The sequence below is a fragment of the Endozoicomonas sp. ALB091 genome (assembly GCF_049310265.1).
GTDB lineage: Bacteria > Pseudomonadota > Gammaproteobacteria > Pseudomonadales > Endozoicomonadaceae > Endozoicomonas.
Map to the genome: position 1 here is coordinate 742,615 of NZ_JBLYNQ010000006.1, position 23,662 is coordinate 766,276.

The following is a 23,662-nucleotide window of genomic DNA, read 5'->3' on the forward strand; positions in this document are numbered from 1 at the left end:
GCTCCAACACCCACCTTCGTAGGTTATGGCAACGCTGAGTTACCACGGATTGCGGGTGAACCTGCCCGCTTTTGCACACATCATTGCACAGAGGTGGTACCCATAAGGGCAATGGCTGCCAGTGCGGGTGCCCGGATTGACGGCGATTCTTACTGTTTTGAGAGAGGTTATCGATCTGTTCGGCCTGTTTATTCCGGGGGGTATTTTGGCGAGGGCTTCACAGGTCAGCAATATTATGATTTTAGCGAACATGATGAACCATCGTTCAACATAATGGGTAATCAGACGTTCGAACGATATGAAATGCCAATAGTAGAAACTGACTTTCCCGGAAATAACAGTGAGCAAAGAACCCCTCCGACTGCTAACGATATGGACTGCTATAACCCTCCGGAATCTGCAACAGCGGATTCTTGTACCCGGGAGCAGGAGTACTATCAACGTTTAGCGGAGTTAAAAGAATATAAGGGGCTGATTGAGGAATCGAAAAAATTCTTACCTAAAAATGCCCTTGATGAGTATATTCGGGATTTTTTGTCGGGAAACAGGAAAGAGCTGGAACTGTCCAGACTCTTTAGACAACATCCAACGCCACGGCCACTGTGTGGAATATATAGCTCAACATCTGATCACATCATCAGCATGAAGGCTCATCGCATAACGGATAAACAAAAAAAGGAACTCAGGACAATCCTGGAAAGCCAGAAACCCTCTGATTTTGGCATTAAATCCCGTAAATGGACCATGAGGAATGTCACAAACCTGATCAATAAACTATTTCAGTTAGATTTCGAGCAGGGTAGTGCGAAAAACCTTTTGTGCGAAATGAAAATATCGCTTAAGTCAATCAATGACAGTCACAAACTGACTCCGGGGAGATGATGTGGGGACAGTACTTCTCACTCCCTATTGCGGCTGCAGATTTGAGGCGCTGGTGATGATAAGTGGTATCACCGGTGCCGGTAGAGCTGAGTTATACAGCGACCCTATCCGAAATATCGCCTTGCCTGAACAGTTGAAATAAAAAGCAACGAGCGCAACAAGCCCTGCCAGACTTGGCCTGTGCGGGTCTTTTGGTCGCAATAATACAGTCATTTGTCCGTTTCCAGGGTGGTGTATTGTATTTAGGACTGGCATAAAGGCAGCTTGAGCCTTGAATCATAACAACGAATGTTGCGCTCGTTGCGGTTTTAATCAAGAGTAACCGCCCGTGGCATTCATTGAATTGAGTGTCACCCCCTGTCTATATCTGGTCTTTAATTGCAGGCATACTGATAAGTAGTTAACCAAATGAAATCGTATATTTCTGGCTAAGTGGGCAGTCACTCTGCGGCGTTACAACTACGGTCACATAGCTACGGCTATGCTCCCTACGTTGTGCCTTGCATAGTAACTGCCCACTTAGCCAGAAATATACGATTCCATTTGGCCAACTACTTAGAATTTTCGCCAATAGCCAAAGACACCTCCCATGATGCTTTTCAATTCGCTGCTCCCGGGCAGATATAAAAAAATGTTCACAGCACTGTTGTTTGCTGCCTGCTCAATCATTCCTCAGTTGGGCATCAGTAATGAACAGGTGGCAACCGAGGCAGAAATCAAAGCCATTGAAAGTGATATCCAACATACGAAAGAGCTGTTGGAATCCCTCAATGCGGCACGGACTTCTGCCCAGAAACAGGTGCAGAAGAACGACAAGGCCATTCAACAACTGAACACCGATATCATCACGCTGGAAGCGCGCCTTAAGGAGGGGCAGGGCGAAATAAAAAAGCTCCAGAGCCGTCAGCAGCAACTGACGGCAAAGAGTGAACAACAGAAGGTTCAGGTTGCCCGGAGTCTGCAATCGCTTTATAAGAGTCTGAGTGACAGCCGCATCAAGCTATTGCTGAACCAGGAAGATCCGGACAGTGTTTCCCGACAACTGGTTTATCTTGATTACTTTCAAAAGGCACAACTTCAGTCTATCCGTGAGTATGAGAAAACCCTTGCGGAACTGAAATCTGTGGAACATGACCAGCAAACCCTCCTCTCCCGACTGAATCAGGAAAAAGCCGTGATTGACCAGAAAAAGCAGTCCCTGGTCAAACAGCAGTCTGAACGTAAACAGCGGTTGAGTGAGTTGGCGAGTCGTTATCAAAAGGGAGGAAAAGCGCTTAAACAACTGGAACAGGAGCGAGAAAAGCTGGATAAGGTACTGGCCAGTATTATCAGTCGGCAGCACGGTAACAGTGCGTCTTTCAACAGTCGTAAAGGCAAGCTGTTATGGCCGGTAAAAGGGCGTGTGTTGTTTAAGTTCAACGATCAGAATCCGGAAACACGCATGCGCTGGCAGGGCATGTTCATTGCCGCAACCTCCGGAACAACAGTTAATGCCGTGCATGATGGCCGGGTTATCTTTGCCGACTGGCTGAGCAGTTACGGCCTGTTGGTGATCGTTGACCATGGTGATAATTTCCTGACGCTGTACGCTCACAATGACACCCTTCTCAGGCAGGAAGGTGATACGGTGCTGGCGGGTGAGCCACTGGCGTTGAGTGGTCAAAGTGGAGGGCAGCAGACTGAGGGCGTTTATTTTGAAGTGCGCCTGAAGGGCAAACCCCAAGACCCATCTTTATGGCTTGGCCGTAAGTGAGTAAGGGAATCCAAACCATGTACCACTGTCGGAGAGTATCCCGAACTCAGTGTAGTTTCAAACGGTGATACCGATAAGTAATTTCTATACTTCACTGAATTAAATAATGCTCGGGAGCATTCATGAATTTGATTTTTAACCTCCACCGGCTTATCAAGGCATCGGCCCTGGTGCTGGCTACCGGACTGGCATTCAATGGCTGGGCTGATACGGCTGTTCAGGAAGAACAGCCCCCAAAGGCTCCTGCCGCTGAAATCAACAGCCAGTCTCCAGTAGACCAGGACACCGGGCACGGTGAGCAGCCAAAAGGAAAGCTGCCTCTTGATGAACTTCGGGCCTTCACCGAAGTCATGGAACGCATCAAAAAAGCCTATGTTGAGGAAGTCGATGACAGGACGTTGCTGGAAAATGCCATTCAGGGAATGCTCAGCGGGCTTGATCCTCATTCTGCTTATCTGAAACCGGATGACTTCAAAGAGCTGGAAGAAAATACCTCCGGAGAATTTGGTGGCCTGGGTATTGAAGTGGGCATGGAAGATGGCTTTATCAAGGTGGTGAGCCCCATTGATGACACACCTGCCGCAAAAGCCGGTATTCAGGCAGGGGATCTGATTATCAAGCTGGATGATGTCTCGGTTAAGGGAATGAGCCTGGGAGAGTCGGTGGATAAGATGCGCGGTAAGGCAGGCACCCCGATCAAGCTGACGATTGTCCGTGAGGGTGTGGAGAAGCCCCTTGAGATTGCCTTGGAGCGGGCGGTTATCCGAGTCCAGAGTGTCAGGGCCAGGCATCTTGAGCCGGGTTATGGTTATATTCGTGTCAGTCAGTTCCAGGCGGATACCGGCCATGAGCTGGTGGATACCTTGAAAGAACTCAAGCAAGCACAGAAAGATGGCAAACTTAACGGCCTGGTCCTTGACCTGCGCAACAATCCGGGTGGTGTGCTGCAGGCTGCGGTTGGCGTTACCGATGCCTTTATCAGCGAAGGGTTGATTGTTTACACCAAAGGTCGTATTCCAAACTCTGAGTTGAGGTTTAGCGCATCGGTTGATGACCCGTCAGAGGGCGTCCCGTTGGTGGTGTTAATCAATGGCGGTTCAGCCTCAGCCTCCGAAATTGTTGCCGGTGCCCTGCAGGATCATAAGCGTGCTGTGCTGATGGGAACCGAGTCTTTTGGCAAGGGGTCGGTACAAACCGTTTTACCGTTGAGTGTTGATGCAGCCAAGGGATTAAAACTGACCACTGCCTTGTATTATACGCCCAATGGCCGATCCATCCAGGCCGAAGGGATTAAGCCGGATATTTTGGTCCAGCGTGCCAAAGTAACCCCGATTGATGCCCCTCAGCAGTATAAGGAAGCCGATTTGCAACGACATCTCAGCAATGGCAATAAAGAGGATGCATCCAACAGTAAGAAAGCCAGGGCCAGTAAGGCAGAGAAAGAGGTAGCGGAGCTATTGGCCCAGGATTATCAGCTGAATCAGGCGTTGAATGTATTAAAAGGGATGCACATTAATACGATTACTGCCGTTAAGCCGGAAGAAAAGAAGACGGCTGCGCTTAAGCCAATGAAAACCACGCCATAGAAGACGACTGTGCCTCGTTACCGAGGTTCCTGATAGCGGTGTGGTATTAGCGCCTATCTGCACTAGTGCATGGTTTCAATGATTTTGACGTACAATCTCCGTTCACCCTGAGCGGAGTCGAAGGGTGATTGGCACAGTATTCAGGGTATGGAGTTTACGCCTTTCGACTCCGCTCAAGACGAACGGAGTTTGGAGGTCAAGGAAAGAGCCCATCAATTGCATTGAAACCATGCACTAGAAACGATAAGAAACCCCAAAACTGATAACAGGCTGCCAGCGGGCAGTTGTCGTTTCATCAACATTGTTTCTTGAGATGGATTTCAAACTGTTAACCCAGAAAAAAAAAGGACACCCATAGACTTTTCGACCGATAAAAGTGGGTGTCCTTTTTATGTTCCGACCTTCACCACCCCTTGGTAACATTTTGATTTTAAACGATTAAATATCGTGCCAACCATATATTCGAATAGAATATATGCTTCAAAATCAAATGATTACGTTATTTTGGTGGTGAAAGTGGGATGTTCCTTTTTATGTTCCATTTTTATGGGGTAAGGAAGCCGGATCACACCTGCTGCCATATATTGGCCCGGAACAATCTGATGTGGTACATCGAGCTACTGGAGAAATTCGATCTGATGTATTTCTCTGAATCTGAAAAAACCTGTTGTCGTTGGCGATCATCTATCATGACGCCGCAGCGGAAGATGCCCCCAGGCGAGATGAAGAAGTTCAGGGGGTAATCCGGTTACTGACTGGGCGCTGTCCGGGACATGAACTGATTTCAGGTTCTTTTGTGGAACGTGGGAATCTGTCGCTCTGGTTATAAGGGAGCCAGGCAGCTGAACTGCGGAGGCCATGGACTTATGGGAAAAAATTTTCCTTCAGAAGTGCATTTTTCAAACCATAAGGCAAATTTAAAGAAGATATTGTTCGTCTATCAAGCAAATCATGCAGCTTCCTCTTGCACAAACTTTCCAGACTGAGAGTAGTTTCTTGTGGGTTGAAGCCAAATTTCTGAGTGACTGTACTGATAACATTCGGTGACAGGCTTCTCTCTGGACAGCTGCCGTAGTGGATAAGTTCAAAAGCAATTTTCCAGAACCCTCGTTTGTTGGCCCAGAACAGAGGAGTACCATCTCTAACGTCACGACTATGAACATCCGCCTTATACCGCAACAATAACAGCACCACCTGGTAATGTCCTGCAATAGCCGCCTGCGTCAGAGGAGTAGCAAGACCAGAGGAGTGACTATTAACATCCGCCTTATGCCGCAACAATAACTGCGCTACCTGGTAATGCCCTTGAGCCGCCGCCTGTGTCAAAGGAGTATCATTACCCTTGGTACGGCTATGAACGTCCGCCTGATGCTGCAACAATAACTGCACCACCTGGTAATGTCCTGCAGCCGCCGCAAGCGTCAAGGGCGAATTCTTCCCAAAGGTATGGCCGTGAACATCGGCACCGGATTGCAACAGCAGTTCAACAAATTCAATTCGCCCAAATTCAGCCGCAGTGGCCAGCGGATTGGGGGGATAGACACCACCTAAGGCATTACAATCAGGATCTGCACCGAATTGCAACAGAAGTTTCACTAAATCAATATCCCTCTTTTTGACTGCCCCTGACAGTGGTGAAAGTGGTCTGAATCCTCCGCCGTTTACATCATCCGCATTATGCTTCAACAGCAATTTCACGGTCTCGATGCAACCTTTCTCAACAGCTACTCTAAGCAGACCTTTCTCCATACCCGGACCTTGCCAATGCGCACCATGTTCCAGCAACAGCTTAACCAGCTGAACATGCCCATGCTTGACAGCTTCGCTCAGGGAATTTGACCTGAAATAGCCGCCATCAAACCTGTTAATGTTGGCTCCATGACTCACCAGTAGCCGGGCAATCTCAATATAACCCTTGCCCGCAGCCTTGCACAGTGGCGTCCCCCTTCCAGAACTATTACTGTTGGCGTCGGCTCCCATAGTCAGCAACATTCGTACGCTCTCGGTATGCCCATGCATGGTAGCCTGAGTCAGTGGCGTTCCGCCTCCGTAGGCAAAGCTGTAAATATCCGCTCCATGCTCCAGTAACAGGCTTATCGCCCCGACCTGTCCGTTCCTGGCAGCCTGAGTCAGGGGAGTCGGCCAGCCAAGGGTATTGCTGTTAATATCCGCCTGGCAATCAATCAACAGTTGCATAAGTTCAGTGTTACCCAAGGCCGCAGCTGTGGCCAGTGGCGTCATGCCCTTGCAATCGGGGTGGTCAACACGAGCTCCAGACTCAAGCAGTAACCTCGCGATGTCAACTAACCCGTACATGGCTGCCCGGGTCAATGGGGTAAACCCTTCTCTGCCGGGGAACCTGAGGGCTTTATGCTGCTTCCGCAACCCTTCCTCGCGGCCATTAACCTCGGTGCCATTGCGCAACAGCCATGCCACCATATTGATATCCCCGCACTCAACTGCACAATTCAGAGGGACCTTACTGGCAGCGCCGGTGCAATGTGCGACCATACAACGGTTGTCGCCGGTTCCTGCAGCAGCCAGACCGTCAGTCCTGACTCCGGATTGCACGGCCACAGACAGATTATGACCATAAGTGGGCTGTAACCCGACTCTGCCGGATATTCCCGGATCGTCGGGAACAGAGATACGGGGAATCTGTTTTGCATAGGTCGGTAAATAAGTGTCGTCTACTTTCTCCGAAGTTTTCGAGGTTCCGGCAGCACTGGCTGGTAGCAAGCCAGGGTAACCCCCGGTATTTAGTGGTTGCATGGTAACTTGCCATCTGTCCGAATAGGTGGATGCTTAGAGCAATCGCTCTGTAAAAAAGTTCCGCCTTGTTATCCGAGGTCGGTGATTTTTGTCTTGATGTGACACGAAAACACGAGACGCAAGCAGGTCTTGGCTGAATCAGATTGAAATCTGGTTTTCCATCCTGGTCAGAAGGTTTTTGAAAAGGAACAGCTTCACTTCCAAAGAGGACCTGAAGGTACGGCTCTACGGTTTTATTGAGTTCTTCAATGAGAGGATGGCCAAGCCATTTAAATGGACTGTCAAAGGCCGTCCTCTGCAGGTGTGAAGATGCGTGGGTATTAAGGCTTGGATGCGCTAGAAACGATAGGAAACCCCAAAACTGATCACAGGCTGCCAGCGGGCAGTTGTCGTTTCATCAACGTTGTTTCTTGAGATGGATTTCAAACTGTTAACCGTAGGGGCGGCAAGATTGCTGCCTTCATTATTTTCATAAACAGCACCAATATCAACCCGAACACCCAGCCTTGCCTGATCCACCATTTTCTTCCAACCTACACCAAGATAGGTTTTGTTGTTGTAGCGTGAATTCTGTGAATCTTTTGCCGCATGGCGAAAACTGCCAGCCGACATACTGAAGTTGTTATCAAAAGGCTGATAATCAATGCGCAGGCCTCTGGCGTTATCAGCCGGGCTTAATGACTGGTTGCTCAGTTCCAAGGTAGAGGGCTTATCCGGGGATTCTGCCGCGTGTTGCTCCGGCAGCAGTTCAACATCACCAGGCATCTGCCCATGGTCGTCTGCTTGCGCAGAGCCGAGAACAGTGACTCCCAGGGCAATGATCAGCAGATGACTATTCATGGCATTTTCCCTCCATCCTTTTCTCCATTGGTGTGTGAAGAACCGGAAAACGGTATGCTCGATGCCTGTGGATATTGAACAGCATTTTTATAACACAACTCATTTTATCGTCGCTGTATTTATCACAAGAAGCAACTGTTCTTTTGCACAAACTCTATCTATTTTTTAATGCACTGTTTTTGTTCATTGATTCAATTTATGAAGTGTTCACGCCATGTACTAAGTATTTTTCGTAATACCCGATGAATTTACCACTCTGATACCCGATTCTTCTCACTGGTAGACTTAGCGCCAACATCGATTGGCTGTGGATAACCCCATGCAAGTTCAAAATATGCCCAACTATGGTGCGGTTCCTCCTGCGGAAATGGCAAAGCTGGCTGAGCAGGCAGTAATAGGCAAAGCCAAAAAACACCCTGAGATAACCATGATCCTGGCGATTATGGCCGGTATCTTTATTGCCATTGCCGGCATGTTCTATACCGTAGTGATGGCCGGTGCCCAAAGCATGCCTTACGGTATGTCCAAACTGGTGGGTGGTATTGTCTTCAGTACCGGCCTGATGCTCGTAGTGCTCTGCGGTGCCGAACTGTTTACCAGCAGTACTCTGCTGCTGATGGGCAAGGCAACGGGTAAACTGAAGTTCCGTAACATCGTTAAAAACTGGGGGCTGGTTTACGTTGGTAACTTTATCGGCTCTATTCTCTTTGCCCTGCTGATTATTGGTGGCGGGGTCTGGGAAGGCGGCAATGGTCAGGTAGGCCTCTCTGCCATGTATATTGCCAAGGCCAAATTGGGCTATCCATTCTTCCAGGCCCTGATCCTGGGTATTCTCTGTAACCTGCTGGTTTGCCTGTGCTACTGGATGACCCTGAGTGCACGCACAGCTGCGGGTAAAATGATGGCCTGCATTCTGCCGGTAGCGGCGTTTGTGGTAGCGGGTTTTGAGCACTCCGTAGCCAACATGTACCTGTTGCCAGTGGGCTACATGGTTAAGACTGTGGCTGGCCCTGAGTTCTGGCAGGCGATTGGTTACACCGCTGCCGATTTCGACATGATCAGCCTGGGCAACATCTTTATGAATCTGCTGCCGGTTACCATCGGTAATATCATTGGTGGTGGTGTGATGGTGGGTTTGAGCAAGTGGTTTGTGCACCTTCGTGTTAAAGGTTAATCAAGGTTTAACTGAATGACCTATGATGTGGTCATTCAGTTTCAGCTTTGCCAGCGTAGGAATGCTTCAACATCTGCTTGATGCCCTGCGCTGTTTTTCTGCCAATCCCCCTGGTTTGTGCCAGCTCTTCAACCGAACTCAGCAAGACCGCTTCAATCGAACCGAATTTCTGCAACAGAGCCCGGGCTTTCAGCGAGCCAACACCCGGCAAACACTGCAGCATATTTAACGATTGCCGGACCGGATTTTTAGATGGAACAGGCCGGGACCCCATACCCGCAGAATTCATAAGCCCTCTGAACTTGCTCCATTGTCGCCCCACCATAATCAATAATGCAGCAGTCTCATTCGGGTTCATGGAACGAAGTACGGGAATACCAAAATACAGTGACACTGTGACCAGAGCCCCTTGAATAGACTCTCGTCGTATACCCGATGAACACAACATGTCAGTAGTTCCTTCAATCAGTAATACTTTGCGATAAGGAAAACTAAACTGGCTCAACTGCCGAAATAACCGACCATCAATAATGGAGGCCGCCAGATCGGTCAGCGTTTTTCTCTCAACCAGCCAGTCGTTGTTGATTTTATAATCTCCACTATCAAGAGAGACGGTGTTCACAACAATCCCTTCCCGCCCCTGCAGTATGTCAACAATCCCTGAAGCCCTTTCCCGATAATCAATGTCAATCACGATATTATGCATGGTATGAGCGTTATTCTGATCATTAGGACAGGCAGCAGTATAGCTAATTGTGTATGCTTGCTAAGTAGCTGGCCATATGGAATCACATATTTCTGGCTACTTGGGCAGGTGCTATGCGAGGCACAACGGAGGGAACATAGCCGTAGCTATGTGACCGGAGTTGTAACGAAGCACGACTGCATGGATGCAGGAGCTAGAGCAACGCAGGAGCGGTTGCCGGGAGTGCCTGAACAAGGAGTCAGAAATATATGATTTCATATGGTTAGCTACTTATTGCCATGCAGAGAAATAGAGGGATAAGCAATGAAGTCAGTGGCAATCTTCTGCGGTGCCCGGTCTGGTCGTAAGGAAGCGTACCGTCAGGCCGCTGAGGCATTGGTGGACTCGCTGTTAGAGCAAGGCATCACCATCGTTTATGGCGGTGGTAATGTTGGACTGATGGGCGCTATCGCTGATCGAGCCATCGCCGGAGGTGGCACGGTGGTTGGGGTGATTCCCCATGCCCTGGTCGGACAGGAGCAGGCCCATAAAGGCTTGAGCGAACTGATCCATGTGCAGGACATGCACCAGCGCAAGCAGACCATGGGTGAGCTGGCGGATGGCTTTATCACCTTGTCCGGTGGTGTTGGCAGCATGGATGAACTGTTTCAGGAAATTGCCCATAAGCAGGTAGGCTACCATGGTAAACCCTGCGCCATTCTGAATACGGCTGGCTATTATGATCACCTGGTGGCCTGGCTGGAGAATGCCGTGGATGAAGGCTTTATCACCCGCTACTGGTTTGAACAGCTGGTGATTGACCACTCCCCGGCAGAACTGGTGAATAGAATGATAGGGGCAAAAATATGAAGCCGCTGCTGGTTTATCTGCATGGTCTGAACAGTTCATCCCAGTCAAGCAAGGCTATCCAAACCACCGGGTATGTCCGGGATAACCGGCTGGATATTGAATTATGGATACCAGATCTGCCGGTTTTTCCATCGGATATTGTGCAGTGTATACAGAGCCACCTGAAAAAGTCGCTGAACCTCAGGGATATCTACATCATTGGCAGCTCCCTTGGTGGCTTCCTGGGAACCTGGCTGCAACGCTGGCTACTGGATAATGGCCACCGGAAAAAGGCAAGACTGGTGCTGATTAACCCGGCCGTCGTTCCCCATGAACGATTCGAAGCCTTTCTCGGCCCCCAGAAAAACTTCCATACGGGAGCCGACTGGGTTATGACCGAAGAGTATGTTGAGCAGCTGCTCCTTCTGGAAACAGAGCCACCAGCATCACCGGACAACACACTGCTTATGGTACAGACGGGCGATGAAACCCTGGACTACCGCCTGGCGGTGGAAAAATATCAGCAATGCAGAGCGATCGTACAGGAAGGTGGCAGCCACACTTTTGATCATTTTGAGACCGTGTTACCAGAAATATTTGACTTTCTGGAACAGGATTTTCCGACATCCGTTTGAACAAATCACCGTCGATTCGTTACACTCTCCATTTTCACGCTTTACATCATAAAGCGATCAGTCAGCAAGGACTCATGGTAAAGAACGACTACAATGCCGAGGCGATTGAGGTACTCAGTGGCCTCGACCCGGTGCGCAAACGCCCCGGAATGTACACCGACACCACCCGGCCAAACCATCTTGCCCAGGAAATCATCGACAACAGTGTGGATGAGGCTCTGGCAGGGTTTGCTTCCCATATCAAGGTCACCCTGCACAAAGACCAGTCTCTGGAAGTAGTGGATGATGGCCGTGGCATGCCCACCGATATCCATCCGGAACATGGCATCTCGGGTATTGAGCTTATTCTCACCCGCCTGCATGCCGGTGGTAAATTCTCCAACAAGAACTACCAGTTCTCCGGTGGTTTGCACGGGGTGGGTGTTTCTGTGGTCAATGCGCTCTCCAGCCATCTGGAAGTGACCGTTCGCCGTGGCGGCGTTGTTTCTGCCATCAGCTTTAAAGATGGCTACAAGGATGAAGACCTTCACGAAACCGGCACCTGCGGACGTCGCAATACCGGAACAACGGTTCGTTTCTGGCCCGATGCCAGCTACTTCGACTCCCCACGATTTTCCGTACCAAGGCTAATGCATATTCTCCGGGCCAAGGCAGTCCTTTGCCCTGGCCTGCGGGTTGAATTTGATGACCGTATTTCTGAAGACGTGACCGAGTGGTACTACGAAGATGGCCTGAATGACTATCTCAAAAGTGCCACCAGAGGCTTTGCCGTGCTGCCCGCTGAACCCTTTACCGGTTCCCTGAAAGGGGAAAGCGAGGCGGTAGACTGGGCCGTCCAATGGTTACCCGAGGGTGGTGAACTGCTGACGGAAAGCTATGTCAACCTGATTCCCACCCCGCTGGGCGGCACCCATGTGAATGGCCTGAGAACCGGCCTGCTGGAAGCGATCCGGGAGTTCTGTGAGTTCCGGAACCTGTTGCCCCGTGGCGTGAAACTCGGTGGCGATGACCTGTGGGAAAACTGCGCCTACGTATTATCTGCCAAGTTGGCAGACCCACAATTCTCCGGCCAGACCAAAGAACGCCTCTCTTCCAGAGAGTGTGCCGCCTTTGTCTCTGGTGTGGCAAAAGATGCCTTTAGTCTCTGGCTGAACCAGCATACCGCTGAAGCTGAACTGCTGGCAGAACTCTGCATCAGCAATGCCCAGAAACGGATGCGCAAAGCCAAGAAGGTCGCCCGTAAAAAAGTGACCCAGGGGCCAGCACTACCGGGTAAACTGGCGGATTGTGCCAGTCAGGACCTGAGCATGACCGAACTGTTCCTGGTGGAAGGGGACTCGGCGGGCGGCTCTGCCAAGCAAGCCCGTGACCGTGAGTACCAGGCCATCATGCCGTTGCGGGGTAAAATCCTCAACAGCTGGGAAGTCGACTCCTCAGAAGTACTGGCCTCCCAGGAAATACACGATATCTCCGTAGCCCTGGGAGTTGATCCGGCATCGGATAACCTGGATGGTTTGCGCTACGGAAAAATCTGCATCCTGGCCGATGCGGACTCCGATGGCTTGCACATCGCGACCCTGCTCTGCGCCCTGTTCGTTCAACACTTCCGCCCGCTGGTGGAACGCGGCCATATTTATGTGGCCATGCCTCCGCTCTACCGGATTGATGTGGCCAAGGACGTCTATTACGCCCTGGATGAAGCGGAGAAAGAAGGCATTCTTGAACGCATCCGTGCTGAGAAAAAGAAAGGCAAGATCAATGTGCAACGCTTTAAGGGACTGGGCGAAATGAACCCTCTGCAGTTGCGTGAAACCACCATGTCTGCAGACACTCGTCGTTTGGTTCAGTTGACCCTCGACAATGAGCAGGAGACGACTCAGCGGATGGACATGCTGCTGGCCAAGAAGCGCAGTTCGGACCGCAAGACCTGGTTGGAGTCCAGGGGGAATCTGGTTGAAATTGCTTACATGATGGTAGATCGACGTTATTCATTTTTGTACAAACGCAAAAGGGCAGTAGAAAAACTGCTGAAAAATTCCAGATAAACATTGAGGCTGTAACCGATCAGTTTACTACCAGTTTGAATCTTATCACGGTTGTTCATGGCCTGAGTTCCTAAGCTCAGAGCGTACCCAGAAGTGTTTACCAAACCGTGGGAAGTACACTCTAATGCTCACCCGCACAACGATACTTGTGAATGGGTTCACCCGTTTGAGCGTGAACAGCAAGAACCGGATAAACGGAGGGTCCGTGGCCATTAGGATCAGTAGCCTCCGCATACTCGCCATCGGTTTTGGGTAGGTTGTTCTCGGGGCATAAATAAAAAATCATCGGCGCGCGAATGCTGAATTCGCGGGGCTCAAGCAGGTAGTCCTGCTCAATCACCCTCTGCTGCGCCTTGCTCAGCGCAGGATTGGCAATAAAGCGCACAGGGATCGCAATATCCCATGCCTTGTCTTCAATTAGCGGAGCTTCGGCAGGAGTAATTATTTCCGGGACGCCTATGAATCGTGCCAGAACAAAGTCTTTGTACGCCGAACTGCCCCAATCATAAGCGCGTACATGTTGTCGTCCGTTGACGGTGATAATGACTGCGGGGGTCAGCCTTCGAGGCGTACCTTCCGGATTCTCCATGGACGCATAGGTCGCGTGCACCTGACCCTGCTGCTCGATCGCAGACAGGAAAACCGACAAAGTGCGGCTGGGTACCGCGCGATGAATAATCGGGATTTCCTGCACATGAGCCGCTTGCGGCGGTTGAAACTCTGCCGTCGCGCGCCATACCAGGTCATTCTCCCCCAGCAATACAGGCGAAAATGTGGCGCTGGGAAAATACCCCTTGCGGCTACCGCTTTGGTCAACCACGTTACCAGGTGCCAGCTCCAAATAGGTTCGTACGTCAGTCCGGGCCTGCTGCGCAGAGACGCCAAACTCATCTGCAATCATGCGCGATGTGACCTTGCGCTCCCAAAGCAACTGACGCTCGATATAACGTAAGCGCAGCCACTGCGCATGACTGAGCGATGTTTTGTGCTGACCGAGAAACGTTGAGTAATGCATACCAGTTTTTGTTCGGCGTTGGTGGACGGAGTGTAATTCGAGATCTAACCGATACTCGGAACCAGTATATGGCTTGACTTATTTCAGGACAAATAATATTGCATGTAGATCATATTATGCAAAGTATCTTTGTTTGAGTTACTGCGTGGTGCTATAGTGGCGTCTTCTCAGTCGGAGAATGCTATGTCGCTAGAGTTTCTGGAGCAAGCTCGCAACGAACCGATGGCGCGTCGAGAACTGACCATTCAGTCTCATGCGTTGCTCGTTGTACGAACGCTCGATTCAATTTACAGCGCCCTACAACGCAAGCCGTTCGGCGGAATCGACTTTGATGTCCTTGCGGCCATCATGTACCTATTTGACGCCATGCTGTACTACACCGACCGTGAGCGACAGCCGGGTATGACCCGTAGAGAGGCGGAACTGTGCCTAGTGGAACACATGCGAGAGGCGTATCCTGGACACAATGATGCTAGCTATGTGCAGGTAGCCGGCAAGATTTTCGCCGCGATCAAGGATCCTTTCCGTCTGCGGTTCTATGACTTTACCGAACGTGCACATTCTGACGAGCAGGTGGTTCGACTGGTGCGTCATGACCAGGTTGTCGGCTCAGACGATATCCTCTGGTCACTGACCGATGAGGGGATGATGTTTTATACCCTTCGTCTTGATGAAACGCCAATCGAACGTGCCGCCATACTGGCTTGGCGCACCCTCAAGACTATCCGTCGTGGCGAGATCGACAAAGCGGTGCACCAGATCCAGTCGACCCAGCGGCAACTTGAGCAATACCTGATTGGTATGCGAATGAAAGTGCGCGCCGCCCAGGCAGGTGATTTAAGTGCATCCTACGCACAGGACATCCGGCCAATTCTCAGCGACTCCTTCGATAAGACCGAGGAGGTGCTTGGGCATATCCAGAGCACACTCGCCACCATCACAGAAATGCTTGCCGATGGCCGCTCAGAACTGCACCCCGATAAGCTCAATAAGCTGCGCAAGGCGCAGGAAATCTTCGCCGACGTCAGCACTTTCACGCTGAGCTATCAGGACTGCCTGCATGATGTGAACAAGGACTTTGAGCAGGCCCGTCTAAAGCTGATCATTCCGAGGGATAATACCCTGTTCCGGGAGACACTTGAAAAAGCCGCACTTAAGCCTCTGCTGGCCCACACTCCAACGGCAGCTGAACAAAGCATGGACGACTTAGTTGCATGCCTGCTGGCCCCGCGCTGCCAATATGATGATTGCCACACCCTGCTTGATCTGGAATTGGTGCTGAACCTCTACATCGATCAGTTCGATCAGGTGTTGCCACACGAGATCCAGGACCCCACCGAACAACCCGAGGCGATAGAAACCAGTCTGCAAGGCATTCCCGATTCGGTGATCCGTCATTGCAGTAGCTGGGTGTCCAGCCGTCTGAAAGCGCAGGGCCAAGTCAGTTTTGCAGACGTATTTGATGCCTACGAGGAGGGTGAGTTATCCGAACAGGAGCAGCAGGTCTGTTTGCTTCATATCGGCAGCTTGGCGACCAACAACGATTCCTCCATTGAAGTAGATGTGGACGACACCCCTATCGAATCAGCTCTTTGGCGAGCCGACAACATCATCTTGCTGACAGCAGCCCCTGTACCGACCCTCGAGGAGTAGTTATGTACGACGCAGATCAACACGCTAAACGCTACGCCGAGATCGCCACGCAAGCGATCATGAGCTCATTGGGATACAAAATGGCTGATGATGCGATTCAGCGGGCTCTGGAACTCCATGGTGATGTCCTGTTTATGGAAATTATTCGTGGCATCGCGGCTGGCATGAAGTTGAACTATCTCGGTATGCACGAGAGCTATGGGGTGTTGTTGACCGCCAATGGTCGTGGTCCGTATGCCCCCACCCTGGGTTGGCTTAATAAGCGCCTGCTACACGATGTGACCACTGAGCAGATGGGCAAAGAGCGCAAGGAGCAGCGCCTCTTTGCAGGCCTGACGCTTATCGCGTTGCTTGCGGACATGTTTCCTAACCCTGATTCGGTTCGGGTTGAGTCTGGTCAAGTCAGAGGCACCAGTGCAGCCTCGGTGGTGGCCAAGCTCAACGATGTAGCCGATCAGGTTATTGCGCAGCGCAAGGCCGAGGTAGATGGGGCGGTGGATGGCCTGCTCCTTGCTGCCCGGTTTGTGCAGGAAGAGCGCATCCCCCGTATCTACGACGAAAAGGTGGCGCGCGTCTCCAGTATTCGCTCGCAAACTGAGATGGCAATGCGCTGGATACAGTTGCTGCAGGAGGAAGGCTTTCTGGCTGAGGACAGCAGCCTGTCGGGAGAATCTGACTGGTATCCGACCCAGAAGCTCAAACACTATCTGCGCCATACAGGCATTGAAGAGACAGTGCGCTTCGTGATGGATATCGATCCTGCAACAGAGGAGCAGCCATCTGCCCCAGGCAATGCTGAGGCGACGACATCAGTCGATCATCCTCAATCCGCAGAGGACGGAGGACAGCCTGCCTCTATCGAAACCGCAGAAACACAACACAAATTGGAGGTTTGATCATGTGGCTGATCAAACGGGTCTATATGGATGGCGCTGGTCACGAAGAGGCTTTCTACAAGGACCTCAATCTGAATTACATCGGCCTCGCCCAAGCTTCCGAACTGCCGGATGATGCAGTGCGCAGAGCCCCTGCCAAGAATACAAAGGCAGTGGTCAGTACCTATCAGCAACTGGTGAACGGGGGTGGAAAGTCTACCTACATCGCCTTGCTACTATCTGTCTTTGAGCCATCTGTCAACGACTTCACTCAATACCTGGCCAACCGCCGCAAGAGCCAATACCACTATAAAAATTACTTCTATCGGGAGCTGTCCGTCATCCTGGTGGAGATGGTGAATGAGGACGGCCAAACCTTGCTGCTGGGGCACGCTCATCAGCGCAATGGGAATGAGGTGGAACGATTATTCTTTATCTGCGACGCTCCCGACAGCCTGCTGGATGCACCGTTTGATGAGGTGCCCTCATACTCACGCGCCGAGCGTAGTCGTGAGTTGCGCCCCTACGCTAACACCTTGCACAGTTTTGAGAGTTGGCTTAATCAGAAGGCAGGTGGTGACGGTGGTATGCACTGGCGCAAGACTCGGGTAAATAAAGAGTGGCGCGAGTTTCTAGTGGAGCAACAGATCAACGTTGATCTTATCAAGACCATGGTGACCTTCAACTCTGAAGAGGGCGGGTTAACTAAATTCATCGACTATAAGACCGAACAGGATTTTCTCGGTGCCTTCTTTGCGTGCAGTATGTCCAAGGACACAACTGAACAGCTACGCGAGTTGGTGACGCACGAGGTCCATCGTCAGGGGGAGCTGGAAGCGATTCGACGTAACGAATCCTTCCTGGGGGATGTGTTGTCTAATTGGCGGAAGTTCCTTGAACCGGCTCATAAACTCGAGGCTGCAGAAGCGCAGCAGCAGGAAATGGCTGAAGGATTTCGCGAGGCTATGCGAGACCTCACAGCCTTTGCTGAGAGTACACAGGCAGAGCACACCCGTCTGAAGGAACAGTCTGAAAGGCTGCAGGAAGAGGCTGATCAAGCGACATCTGACCGTGTTCTGCATAGAAAACGCAAGGTGCTTCTCGAACATGATCTTGCTCAACATCAATTGAACGAACAACAGCGTAATGTCGACAAACTCAATGATGAAGCGGACTCTCATCAGTGTCACTTAGAGATTGCGCATGCTGCTATCGATTACAAAACCTATGCAACGGCGAAAGATCGCTACCGCCAATCGGTTAATGACCTTCAGGTGTTCCAAAGCGAGACGGAAAAACCACTGCAGGTTATCTTCGACCGCGCGGCTGGCGAGGCATTAGGTGTACTGCGGCGAGCGATAAGTGGTCACCAAAAGAAGAAGTCTGAAGTCACGGGACAGCTGGCAGCGCTTGAAACGCAAATTCAGACTCTTGGAGAGTCCATTGGCGATTTGAGGGCCAAGCTAGGTGGTCTGAATGCTGAGAGTAAGCAGTGCAGAAAGGACCGGCGTAAAGGCGAATTGCGGCGGGATTCGCTGCGCGAGGATGGCCTGATTCAGGGGGATGAAACCCCAGCGTCAGCGCAGCACCGATTGGCATCGCTCTTACAAGATGCCGCACAACATAAGGCGCAAACCAAAATCGATGCAGACAAGGCTGAGCAGGTCCTTGAGGCGCATTATTCTGTGGTCAGTCAAGCCGAAGTTGCACGCAGTCAAGCCCAGAACACACTCACCCAGGTCGAGCAAAAGCATCAGGAGGGGGTGGACAGCGCACAGGCGCTGACTAGTAACTACCATACGCTTCCCACGCTGACTCAGCGTGCCCTTGATCTTGAAGATGCTAACTGGCACAGCGCGCAGTGCGGATTGCGGATCGATGAGGTACTGGAAACCGATACTCAAACGCTGCAGGTCTCTAGGCAGCGCCTGCTGGCCGCCCAGCACGAGCGGGATGAGCTAAAGCAGACGGGCCATGAAATGGTCACCAAGCAGATCAAGAAGGCGCTTGAGGGGTTTTACGCGGCGGGCATTGCGCGTGAAAAGCTGTGGGCCTTCCCTCGATACCTCGCCTCCGCCTTCAATGACGATGCGGAACGTATTGCGGGGGTGATCGACCAAAATCCGGGCCGCTATCTGAGTCTGGTTGCGCTGGATGACGCAACGTTCGCACAGGTCAGCGAACTGAGCGACACGCTGCCATGGAAAGGAGTGCCGATTGCCATTCATCGACTCGATGAGGCGAAGGATCTCCTGGGCGGGTCACCCGACTCAGTACAGGCGGTACTTTCTAATCCCGATAAATACGGCTATAGCCAGGCGGCTTACGAGGCAAGGCTTCAGGAGCTGGAACAAGCTGTCGTTTCGCAAGAGACTCTTGTGGAGGAGGCAGAGCGTGACCTGATGATGCTGGAGGCATTCAAGGGTGACTGGCGCTTGCACAATGATCAATACGGGAAGCACTGGTCGAACCTGGTCAATCAGCTAGATCAGGCTCGCTCCGCACTGGCGGAGATGGTAGAAAAATTGGAGCAGGCGAAACAGCATGAGCAGAAGCTGCGTGATGCAAAAGGTCAAGCTCAAGCACTCTTTGAAAGTGCTCAACAACAGCACCAGCAGGCCCAAAAATTCCATGACACTCTGGATGATTTTGTGGTAACGGAATGGGCTGCGCGCAACACAGCAATAGAAAAACTAGCGAAGTTGAATGAGCAGAAACAGCGGTGCGAGGATACCCTTGAGACCCAAAGTGACGAGTTAAAGCAGACCGAACAGGCAGCAGAAAGCGACCGATCCGAGGCAACCCGGCTCAGCTTTCAGATTGACCAGTGGGCCAGCCTGAGTAACCAAGCCCTTTATTCAGGAGTGCTGGCAACCGAAGGTGGAGCTGATCGGAACCCGCAAGATGCACATGACGCTGCCGTTCAGGCACAGAAGCAGCTACTTGAGGCGGCCCAAGGTGATAAGGTCACGGAACTTAAGCACCAGCGGGAAAAAGCCGAGCAGGCACAGAACGATGCGCATGATCAATTATCCACTCACTCCGCCTACCGCACGCACTTGGGTGATGTTCAAGCTGCGGCCAGCAGTGCTCTCGCGCTGATCAATGACCGGATCACACAGTTTGAGAGGCAACAGCAAGAGTGCTCGAAGCGACAAATCACGGCGCAGGCAACTCTGCAAAATATTAGACAGAAATGTGAAGAGACTCGCGAGGCATTAGTCGAGGGTTTTGTGTGGACGGAAAAGCCCACTGAGGTTGAGACGATAAAAACAACCCTTTCTGATACCAATGCAGCCCTAAGGGAAGCGAAGGAGCGAATTAATCACCTGGCGGAACGGCAGAAGCTCCTTTCCAAAGATATAGAGGCTGTGAAAGAGCAACTTCACAAGGCCGATAACGCTCAGGCGATGATTCAGTCTTACACACCGACACCTGCGGCAGGTCTGCCCGTCAAGATTCTGGATATAGCCGAGTATGTGGATGCACTGCGCACTGAGAGCCAAAGGTATGCGCAGTTGGAAAAGACGCTGAAGGTGCAAGAAACGCAAGTAGGCATCGTTTGGGGGCACTATCGCAATCGGATTATGGAAGAATCCGCCAAGAACCCAGATGATCGGGCCAGTCAGGAATACCTGCACCGGTTGGAGTCCATCGCCACCTGGCGAGAGGTGCTGGGCGATTTGGAGCGTGTAGACACTGGGATAGCAGAGGTGTATGAGGCGGTGAAGGACAGTCTGGAGCAGTTCCAGCGCTCGATTAAGCTGACCGTTAAGCAACTGACTTCTCATCTGGATCGAGCCATCAAGCTTCTGAAGCGCGCCAAGTCGGTTAGAATACCGGACAACTGCCCTGTGTTGCCTGGCCGCGCTATTCTGAAGATGACGGACCGGCTGAATGATCTTCCTGCAGACCTCGAAAGTTTTGCTAGCGCCCGCCTGCAGCACTGGATCGCCAAGGGGCAAGTAGCCCGCTCCCCCAACCGAGACGTACTTACAGCTGACCTGGTTCAGTCGGTATTGAGCGAAGGGGATCTGGATGTGCGCATGTTGAAGACCAACGCTAGCCGCCCGAAGTGGACTCATATCACTCAGCTTGAAGGCTCAGGAGGCCAGCTCCTCACCTCGGCCTTCCTGCTCTTTGTGACGGTAGGCAAAGTACGTGAGTATGACACTGGAATTTCAGGCGCAGGCTTCTTGCTGGCGGATAACCCGCTTGGCAAGTCGAATGCCGATGACCTGTTGCGCATTCAAACTCAGATGGCCCGGGCCTACAACATTCAGCTCATTTATCTGACTGGCATTTCTGATGAAAACGCCCAGTCGATGTTTGATAACCATCTTTTTCTGAATAAGACACAGAAGCTGAAAAGGCGGGATCTGGTTACTATTGACAATAGCCGCCAAGCTTTATGGGCTGCCTCGTTGGCCGCTAAACCTCAGCCTGAGCCGGTCTTGTAGGGGGCTATGATGAATGTTGTAACGACGTGGCTCTCCCGGTTGGAGTCGACCGCCCATAAACACCGCCGTATGGCTGGCAAAAGCGCCCGCACTGTGAAAGCCCAGGCAGTACTAGAAGAGGTGCTACGTACCCATCAGCAGGAATCACGAAGCCATGACATCCCTGATTTGCTGCGTCAGGCGATTAAAGAGCTGATTGCGGGTGATTGGCGAGCTCAGCCCAAAAACGAAGCTAAGTGGCAACCCTATTGGCGGGGCCTACGTCTGCCCAGTGCATTTGTGTACAACGGTATCAGCGCCCCCGTAAAGACAGCGCAAGAGATCGCGTGGCATCCCTGGCTGGCAGGACGAATTACCGGCCCAGTAACAGTGCAGGTAAAGGAGCGTCTGCAGCGGCTGAATGCATACCTGTTTCGCCAAACTGAACGGGATAAGCCACTATTCCCGGGTACGCTTGGGCACCGTGAGCGCTCGCTATTGATCTTTAGCGATGAAAAAACGTTGGACTCCATGCCTGCCAATGGCTGGAAGCATGTCCTGCTGACACTGGCTGACATGGGTGCTATCCGTCGTGCGCCGCCGCTGCCGTATGAAACATCAGGCCGTCCCGACCTTCCGGCTGTGATCGTTGAGAACTCTGACGTGTATTACAGGCTGTGCCAAATTAATCGTGACAAAACACGATGGTCCCTGGTTGTTTATGGTGCCGGTAACAAGGTATCAGGTCAGGCGGAGCGTGTATCTCAGCTGCTTGAGTCGGAGCAAGTGACGCAATTGCTCTATTTTGGTGACTTGGATGTGGCCGGTTTGAAAATCGCCCACCAACTGCATTGCAAGTTACTTGATGATTACGGCATATCTCTACAGTTGGATGAATCGCTTTACCATGCGCTGATCCTCAATCGTTTAATGACGCCCGAGGGCAATGCAAACAACGAGCGATTTGATTTTGAGGCGCTATGCGACTGGATGCCGCGTTTTGTTATCCGCGAAATGAAGGCGTTGATAGCAGGCCACCAACGACTACCACAAGAAGGTGTGGCTGACATCTGAAGTGGCCAGGTAACAATCTTAGGAATTGCCCCGAAATAATTTCCACATTTTGGACTCGATCTCCGTTCATCCTGAGTGCTGAGCTTGTCGAAGTATCGAAGGGTGATTGGCACAATACATGAGGCCGGAGTTCACGCCCTTCGATACTTCGACAAGCTCAGCACTCAGGACGAACGTAGTTTTGAAACTCAGAAATGTGGAAATTATTTCAGGACAGCTCCTTAATTAGCTCTACAGCCCTGATGTGAAGTAGTAATCCGCCCAAGGCATATCAACAAGGGACTTACTTCATAGGTTGCTGGAGAATTGCTATGAGATTCCGTTCCTATAGAGTCTTTAAGATTCTTGAGCGGTGAGCGGCTACGCCAAAGCCCGATTTTAAGCCAAGCTTCCTGCCAGTCCTGTTGCCACTCGCTATGGCCAGAATAGCCGTTTTTCTCCAGGTGAAACTGTTTTTTAAACAGGACCCTGGAGCCAAAGCAGATAGCCGGGTCATTGTTTTCCAACCTCTGCCGTATGTGAAGCAGGCGAGCCTTTAAGGTTGACAGACATCGTTTAGACTGGTGTAGGCCAAAGCGCAGTTGAGCGTGTTTTTGAGGATTATCTTCTTTGTTCAGTGCCTTTGTCTGTTTCTTTATGTGCCGATGCTTTGCCTTGATGCGACGCTGGTAACTGTCTTCAGTGTTTGCCAGGTTGGATATGACTGATCGAATCTTACCCTCAATGCTGGCTTTCGCTGCATTAAAGTACCGGGCAGGAATCCGGTAACGGGCAATGGTCTTGTTTTTCAGGGAAGCCAGTGATTGTCCCTTACGCCACTGGGCATATAACCCACGTTCGATGGACGTCATCAGCCCAGCGATAGCGGACAGGGCGGCATGCTGGGCAGCGGAGACGTTCAGGCGGGTCTGAAAGGTCAGTGACAGGCAGTCAGTCAGAAACGAGTCTTTTTCGCTCATGGCTACCCAGCATCCTCTACAACTTTGATCAATTTCTCCATCCGCTGCTGGTTTTTGTGACTGCCAAGATCATTGATGATCTCGTACTGCCATACCAGCCTTTAGAAGCGCAATATAACGAAAGCACTTCCTGCTGCCTCTCCAGGTCTTTTTCTTTCTGGTATGACTGGAAACCCACCGTTTTGCGCTGTGCCTGTGGAGACTGTTTCGTCATTAACAGACTGGCGCTGTAAGGTCGTTGACCGCCGACAGTAGGCTCAGGCACGAGTTTTCCACAAGCCTCCCAGCGAGAAGGGGATACCCCTAAATGGTCAGCGGCCTGAGAGATGGAGTATCGATCATTCACAACAGAACTTACTCATTGTGAATAGGTTCAAGTAACTAAGATAGGTTTTTGTTAACTGCAACAAGCCCCCAGGTTATTCA

At 51.3% G+C, this 23,662-nt stretch carries 16 protein-coding genes and 1 pseudogene; 11 read left to right on the plus strand and 6 right to left on the minus strand.

Annotation, left to right across the window (positions count from 1 at the left end):
* Positions 1–111 precede the first annotated feature (111 nt).
* From ACO6UX_RS10280 to ACO6UX_RS10290, 3 genes are all read left to right on the plus strand, one after another.
* Positions 112–882, plus strand: coding sequence for a hypothetical protein (locus ACO6UX_RS10280; protein ID WP_422447291.1), 771 nt, complete (start codon positions 112–114; stop codon positions 880–882).
* A gap of 589 nt (positions 883–1,471) precedes the next feature.
* Positions 1,472–2,635 (plus strand): murein hydrolase activator EnvC family protein, encoded by a 1,164-nt coding sequence (locus ACO6UX_RS10285; protein ID WP_422447293.1) that lies wholly within the window; start codon positions 1,472–1,474, stop codon positions 2,633–2,635.
* A gap of 122 nt (positions 2,636–2,757) precedes the next feature.
* The gene (locus ACO6UX_RS10290; RefSeq protein WP_422447295.1) at positions 2,758–4,221 is read left to right on the plus strand and encodes a S41 family peptidase; all 1,464 of its coding nucleotides are present in this window, start codon (positions 2,758–2,760) and stop codon (positions 4,219–4,221) included.
* Positions 4,222–5,085: 864 nt separating this feature from the next.
* Here the strand turns inward: ACO6UX_RS10290 and ACO6UX_RS10295 are convergent.
* Entirely contained in the window at positions 5,086–6,993 is a 1,908-nt protein-coding gene (locus tag ACO6UX_RS10295) for an ankyrin repeat domain-containing protein (RefSeq protein WP_422447297.1), read from the minus strand.
* Between the two features lie 336 nt (positions 6,994–7,329).
* A complete protein-coding gene (locus tag ACO6UX_RS10300) occupies positions 7,330–7,833 on the minus strand; it encodes a hypothetical protein (protein WP_422447299.1) in 504 nt (167 codons plus the stop codon).
* A gap of 319 nt (positions 7,834–8,152) precedes the next feature.
* Here ACO6UX_RS10300 and focA point away from each other — a divergent pair, with 319 nt between their 5' ends.
* A complete protein-coding gene (gene focA, locus ACO6UX_RS10305; RefSeq protein ID WP_422447301.1) occupies positions 8,153–9,007 on the plus strand; it encodes a formate transporter FocA in 855 nt (284 codons plus the stop codon).
* 31 nt (positions 9,008–9,038) lie between these two features.
* Here focA and ACO6UX_RS10310 read toward each other — a convergent pair whose 3' ends face one another.
* A complete protein-coding gene (locus ACO6UX_RS10310) occupies positions 9,039–9,713 on the minus strand; it encodes an ERCC4 domain-containing protein (RefSeq protein WP_422447303.1) in 675 nt (224 codons plus the stop codon).
* Between the two features lie 303 nt (positions 9,714–10,016).
* Here ACO6UX_RS10310 and ACO6UX_RS10315 point away from each other — a divergent pair, with 303 nt between their 5' ends.
* The 3 genes and pseudogenes from ACO6UX_RS10315 to parE all read left to right on the plus strand — a co-directional run.
* Positions 10,017–10,562 carry a TIGR00730 family Rossman fold protein gene (locus tag ACO6UX_RS10315; RefSeq protein ID WP_422447305.1) on the plus strand — a complete coding sequence of 182 codons (546 nt, stop codon included), beginning with the start codon at positions 10,017–10,019 and terminating at the stop codon, positions 10,560–10,562.
* On the plus strand, positions 10,559–11,176 hold the full coding sequence (locus ACO6UX_RS10320; RefSeq protein WP_422447307.1) for a YqiA/YcfP family alpha/beta fold hydrolase: 618 nt from the start codon (positions 10,559–10,561) through the stop codon (positions 11,174–11,176). Before ACO6UX_RS10315 ends, ACO6UX_RS10320 begins: the two co-directional genes overlap by 4 nt.
* Positions 11,177–11,250: 74 nt before the next feature.
* Positions 11,251–13,143, plus strand: a pseudogene (parE, locus tag ACO6UX_RS10325) (DNA topoisomerase IV subunit B); the annotation flags it as partial.
* Between the two features lie 199 nt (positions 13,144–13,342).
* Here the strand turns inward: parE and ACO6UX_RS10330 are convergent.
* Positions 13,343–14,236 carry a WYL domain-containing protein gene (locus ACO6UX_RS10330; RefSeq protein ID WP_422447309.1) on the minus strand — a complete coding sequence of 298 codons (894 nt, stop codon included), beginning with the start codon at positions 14,234–14,236 and terminating at the stop codon, positions 13,343–13,345.
* A gap of 183 nt (positions 14,237–14,419) precedes the next feature.
* Between ACO6UX_RS10330 and ACO6UX_RS10335 the strand changes: the two genes are divergently transcribed.
* From ACO6UX_RS10335 to ACO6UX_RS10350, 4 genes are read left to right on the plus strand one after another with little or no spacing between them, the layout of a single operon-like run.
* Positions 14,420–15,889 (plus strand): hypothetical protein, encoded by a 1,470-nt coding sequence (locus ACO6UX_RS10335; RefSeq protein WP_422447311.1) that lies wholly within the window; start codon positions 14,420–14,422, stop codon positions 15,887–15,889.
* Positions 15,890–15,948: 59 nt separating this feature from the next.
* Positions 15,949–16,785 (plus strand): hypothetical protein, encoded by an 837-nt coding sequence (locus tag ACO6UX_RS10340; RefSeq protein WP_422447313.1) that lies wholly within the window; start codon positions 15,949–15,951, stop codon positions 16,783–16,785.
* A gap of 2 nt (positions 16,786–16,787) precedes the next feature.
* Positions 16,788–21,224 (plus strand): hypothetical protein, encoded by a 4,437-nt coding sequence (locus tag ACO6UX_RS10345; RefSeq protein WP_422447315.1) that lies wholly within the window; start codon positions 16,788–16,790, stop codon positions 21,222–21,224.
* A gap of 6 nt (positions 21,225–21,230) precedes the next feature.
* On the plus strand, positions 21,231–22,277 hold the full coding sequence (locus tag ACO6UX_RS10350; protein ID WP_422447317.1) for a Wadjet anti-phage system protein JetD domain-containing protein: 1,047 nt from the start codon (positions 21,231–21,233) through the stop codon (positions 22,275–22,277).
* Between the two features lie 221 nt (positions 22,278–22,498).
* Here ACO6UX_RS10350 and ACO6UX_RS10355 read toward each other — a convergent pair whose 3' ends face one another.
* The gene (locus tag ACO6UX_RS10355) at positions 22,499–23,236 is read right to left on the minus strand and encodes a hypothetical protein (RefSeq protein WP_422447319.1); all 738 of its coding nucleotides are present in this window, start codon (positions 23,234–23,236) and stop codon (positions 22,499–22,501) included.
* Positions 23,237–23,264: 28 nt separating this feature from the next.
* Positions 23,265–23,582: a hypothetical protein gene (locus tag ACO6UX_RS10360; RefSeq protein ID WP_422447321.1), complete on the minus strand. Its 318-nt coding sequence runs from the start codon at positions 23,580–23,582 to the stop codon at positions 23,265–23,267.
* Between the last annotated feature and the right edge of the window lie 80 nt (positions 23,583–23,662).

Excerpts from the sequence above, each read along its gene's own strand:
- ACO6UX_RS10280 (WP_422447291.1), top strand. The coding sequence starts at position 112 with ATGGCTGCCAGTGCGGGTGCCCGGATTGACGGCGATTCTTACTGTTTT.
- ACO6UX_RS10285 (WP_422447293.1), top strand. The coding sequence starts at position 1,472 with ATGATGCTTTTCAATTCGCTGCTCCCGGGCAGATATAAAAAAATGTTC.
- ACO6UX_RS10290 (WP_422447295.1), top strand. The coding sequence starts at position 2,758 with ATGAATTTGATTTTTAACCTCCACCGGCTTATCAAGGCATCGGCCCTG.
- ACO6UX_RS10295 (WP_422447297.1), bottom strand. The coding sequence starts at position 6,993 with ATGCAACCACTAAATACCGGGGGTTACCCTGGCTTGCTACCAGCCAGT.
- ACO6UX_RS10300 (WP_422447299.1), bottom strand. The coding sequence starts at position 7,833 with ATGAATAGTCATCTGCTGATCATTGCCCTGGGAGTCACTGTTCTCGGC.
- focA (WP_422447301.1), top strand. The coding sequence starts at position 8,153 with ATGCAAGTTCAAAATATGCCCAACTATGGTGCGGTTCCTCCTGCGGAA.
- ACO6UX_RS10310 (WP_422447303.1), bottom strand. The coding sequence starts at position 9,713 with ATGCATAATATCGTGATTGACATTGATTATCGGGAAAGGGCTTCAGGG.
- ACO6UX_RS10315 (WP_422447305.1), top strand. The coding sequence starts at position 10,017 with ATGAAGTCAGTGGCAATCTTCTGCGGTGCCCGGTCTGGTCGTAAGGAA.
- ACO6UX_RS10320 (WP_422447307.1), top strand. The coding sequence starts at position 10,559 with ATGAAGCCGCTGCTGGTTTATCTGCATGGTCTGAACAGTTCATCCCAG.
- ACO6UX_RS10330 (WP_422447309.1), bottom strand. The coding sequence starts at position 14,236 with ATGCATTACTCAACGTTTCTCGGTCAGCACAAAACATCGCTCAGTCAT.
- ACO6UX_RS10335 (WP_422447311.1), top strand. The coding sequence starts at position 14,420 with ATGTCGCTAGAGTTTCTGGAGCAAGCTCGCAACGAACCGATGGCGCGT.
- ACO6UX_RS10340 (WP_422447313.1), top strand. The coding sequence starts at position 15,949 with ATGAGCTCATTGGGATACAAAATGGCTGATGATGCGATTCAGCGGGCT.
- ACO6UX_RS10345 (WP_422447315.1), top strand. The coding sequence starts at position 16,788 with ATGTGGCTGATCAAACGGGTCTATATGGATGGCGCTGGTCACGAAGAG.
- ACO6UX_RS10350 (WP_422447317.1), top strand. The coding sequence starts at position 21,231 with ATGATGAATGTTGTAACGACGTGGCTCTCCCGGTTGGAGTCGACCGCC.
- ACO6UX_RS10355 (WP_422447319.1), bottom strand. The coding sequence starts at position 23,236 with ATGAGCGAAAAAGACTCGTTTCTGACTGACTGCCTGTCACTGACCTTT.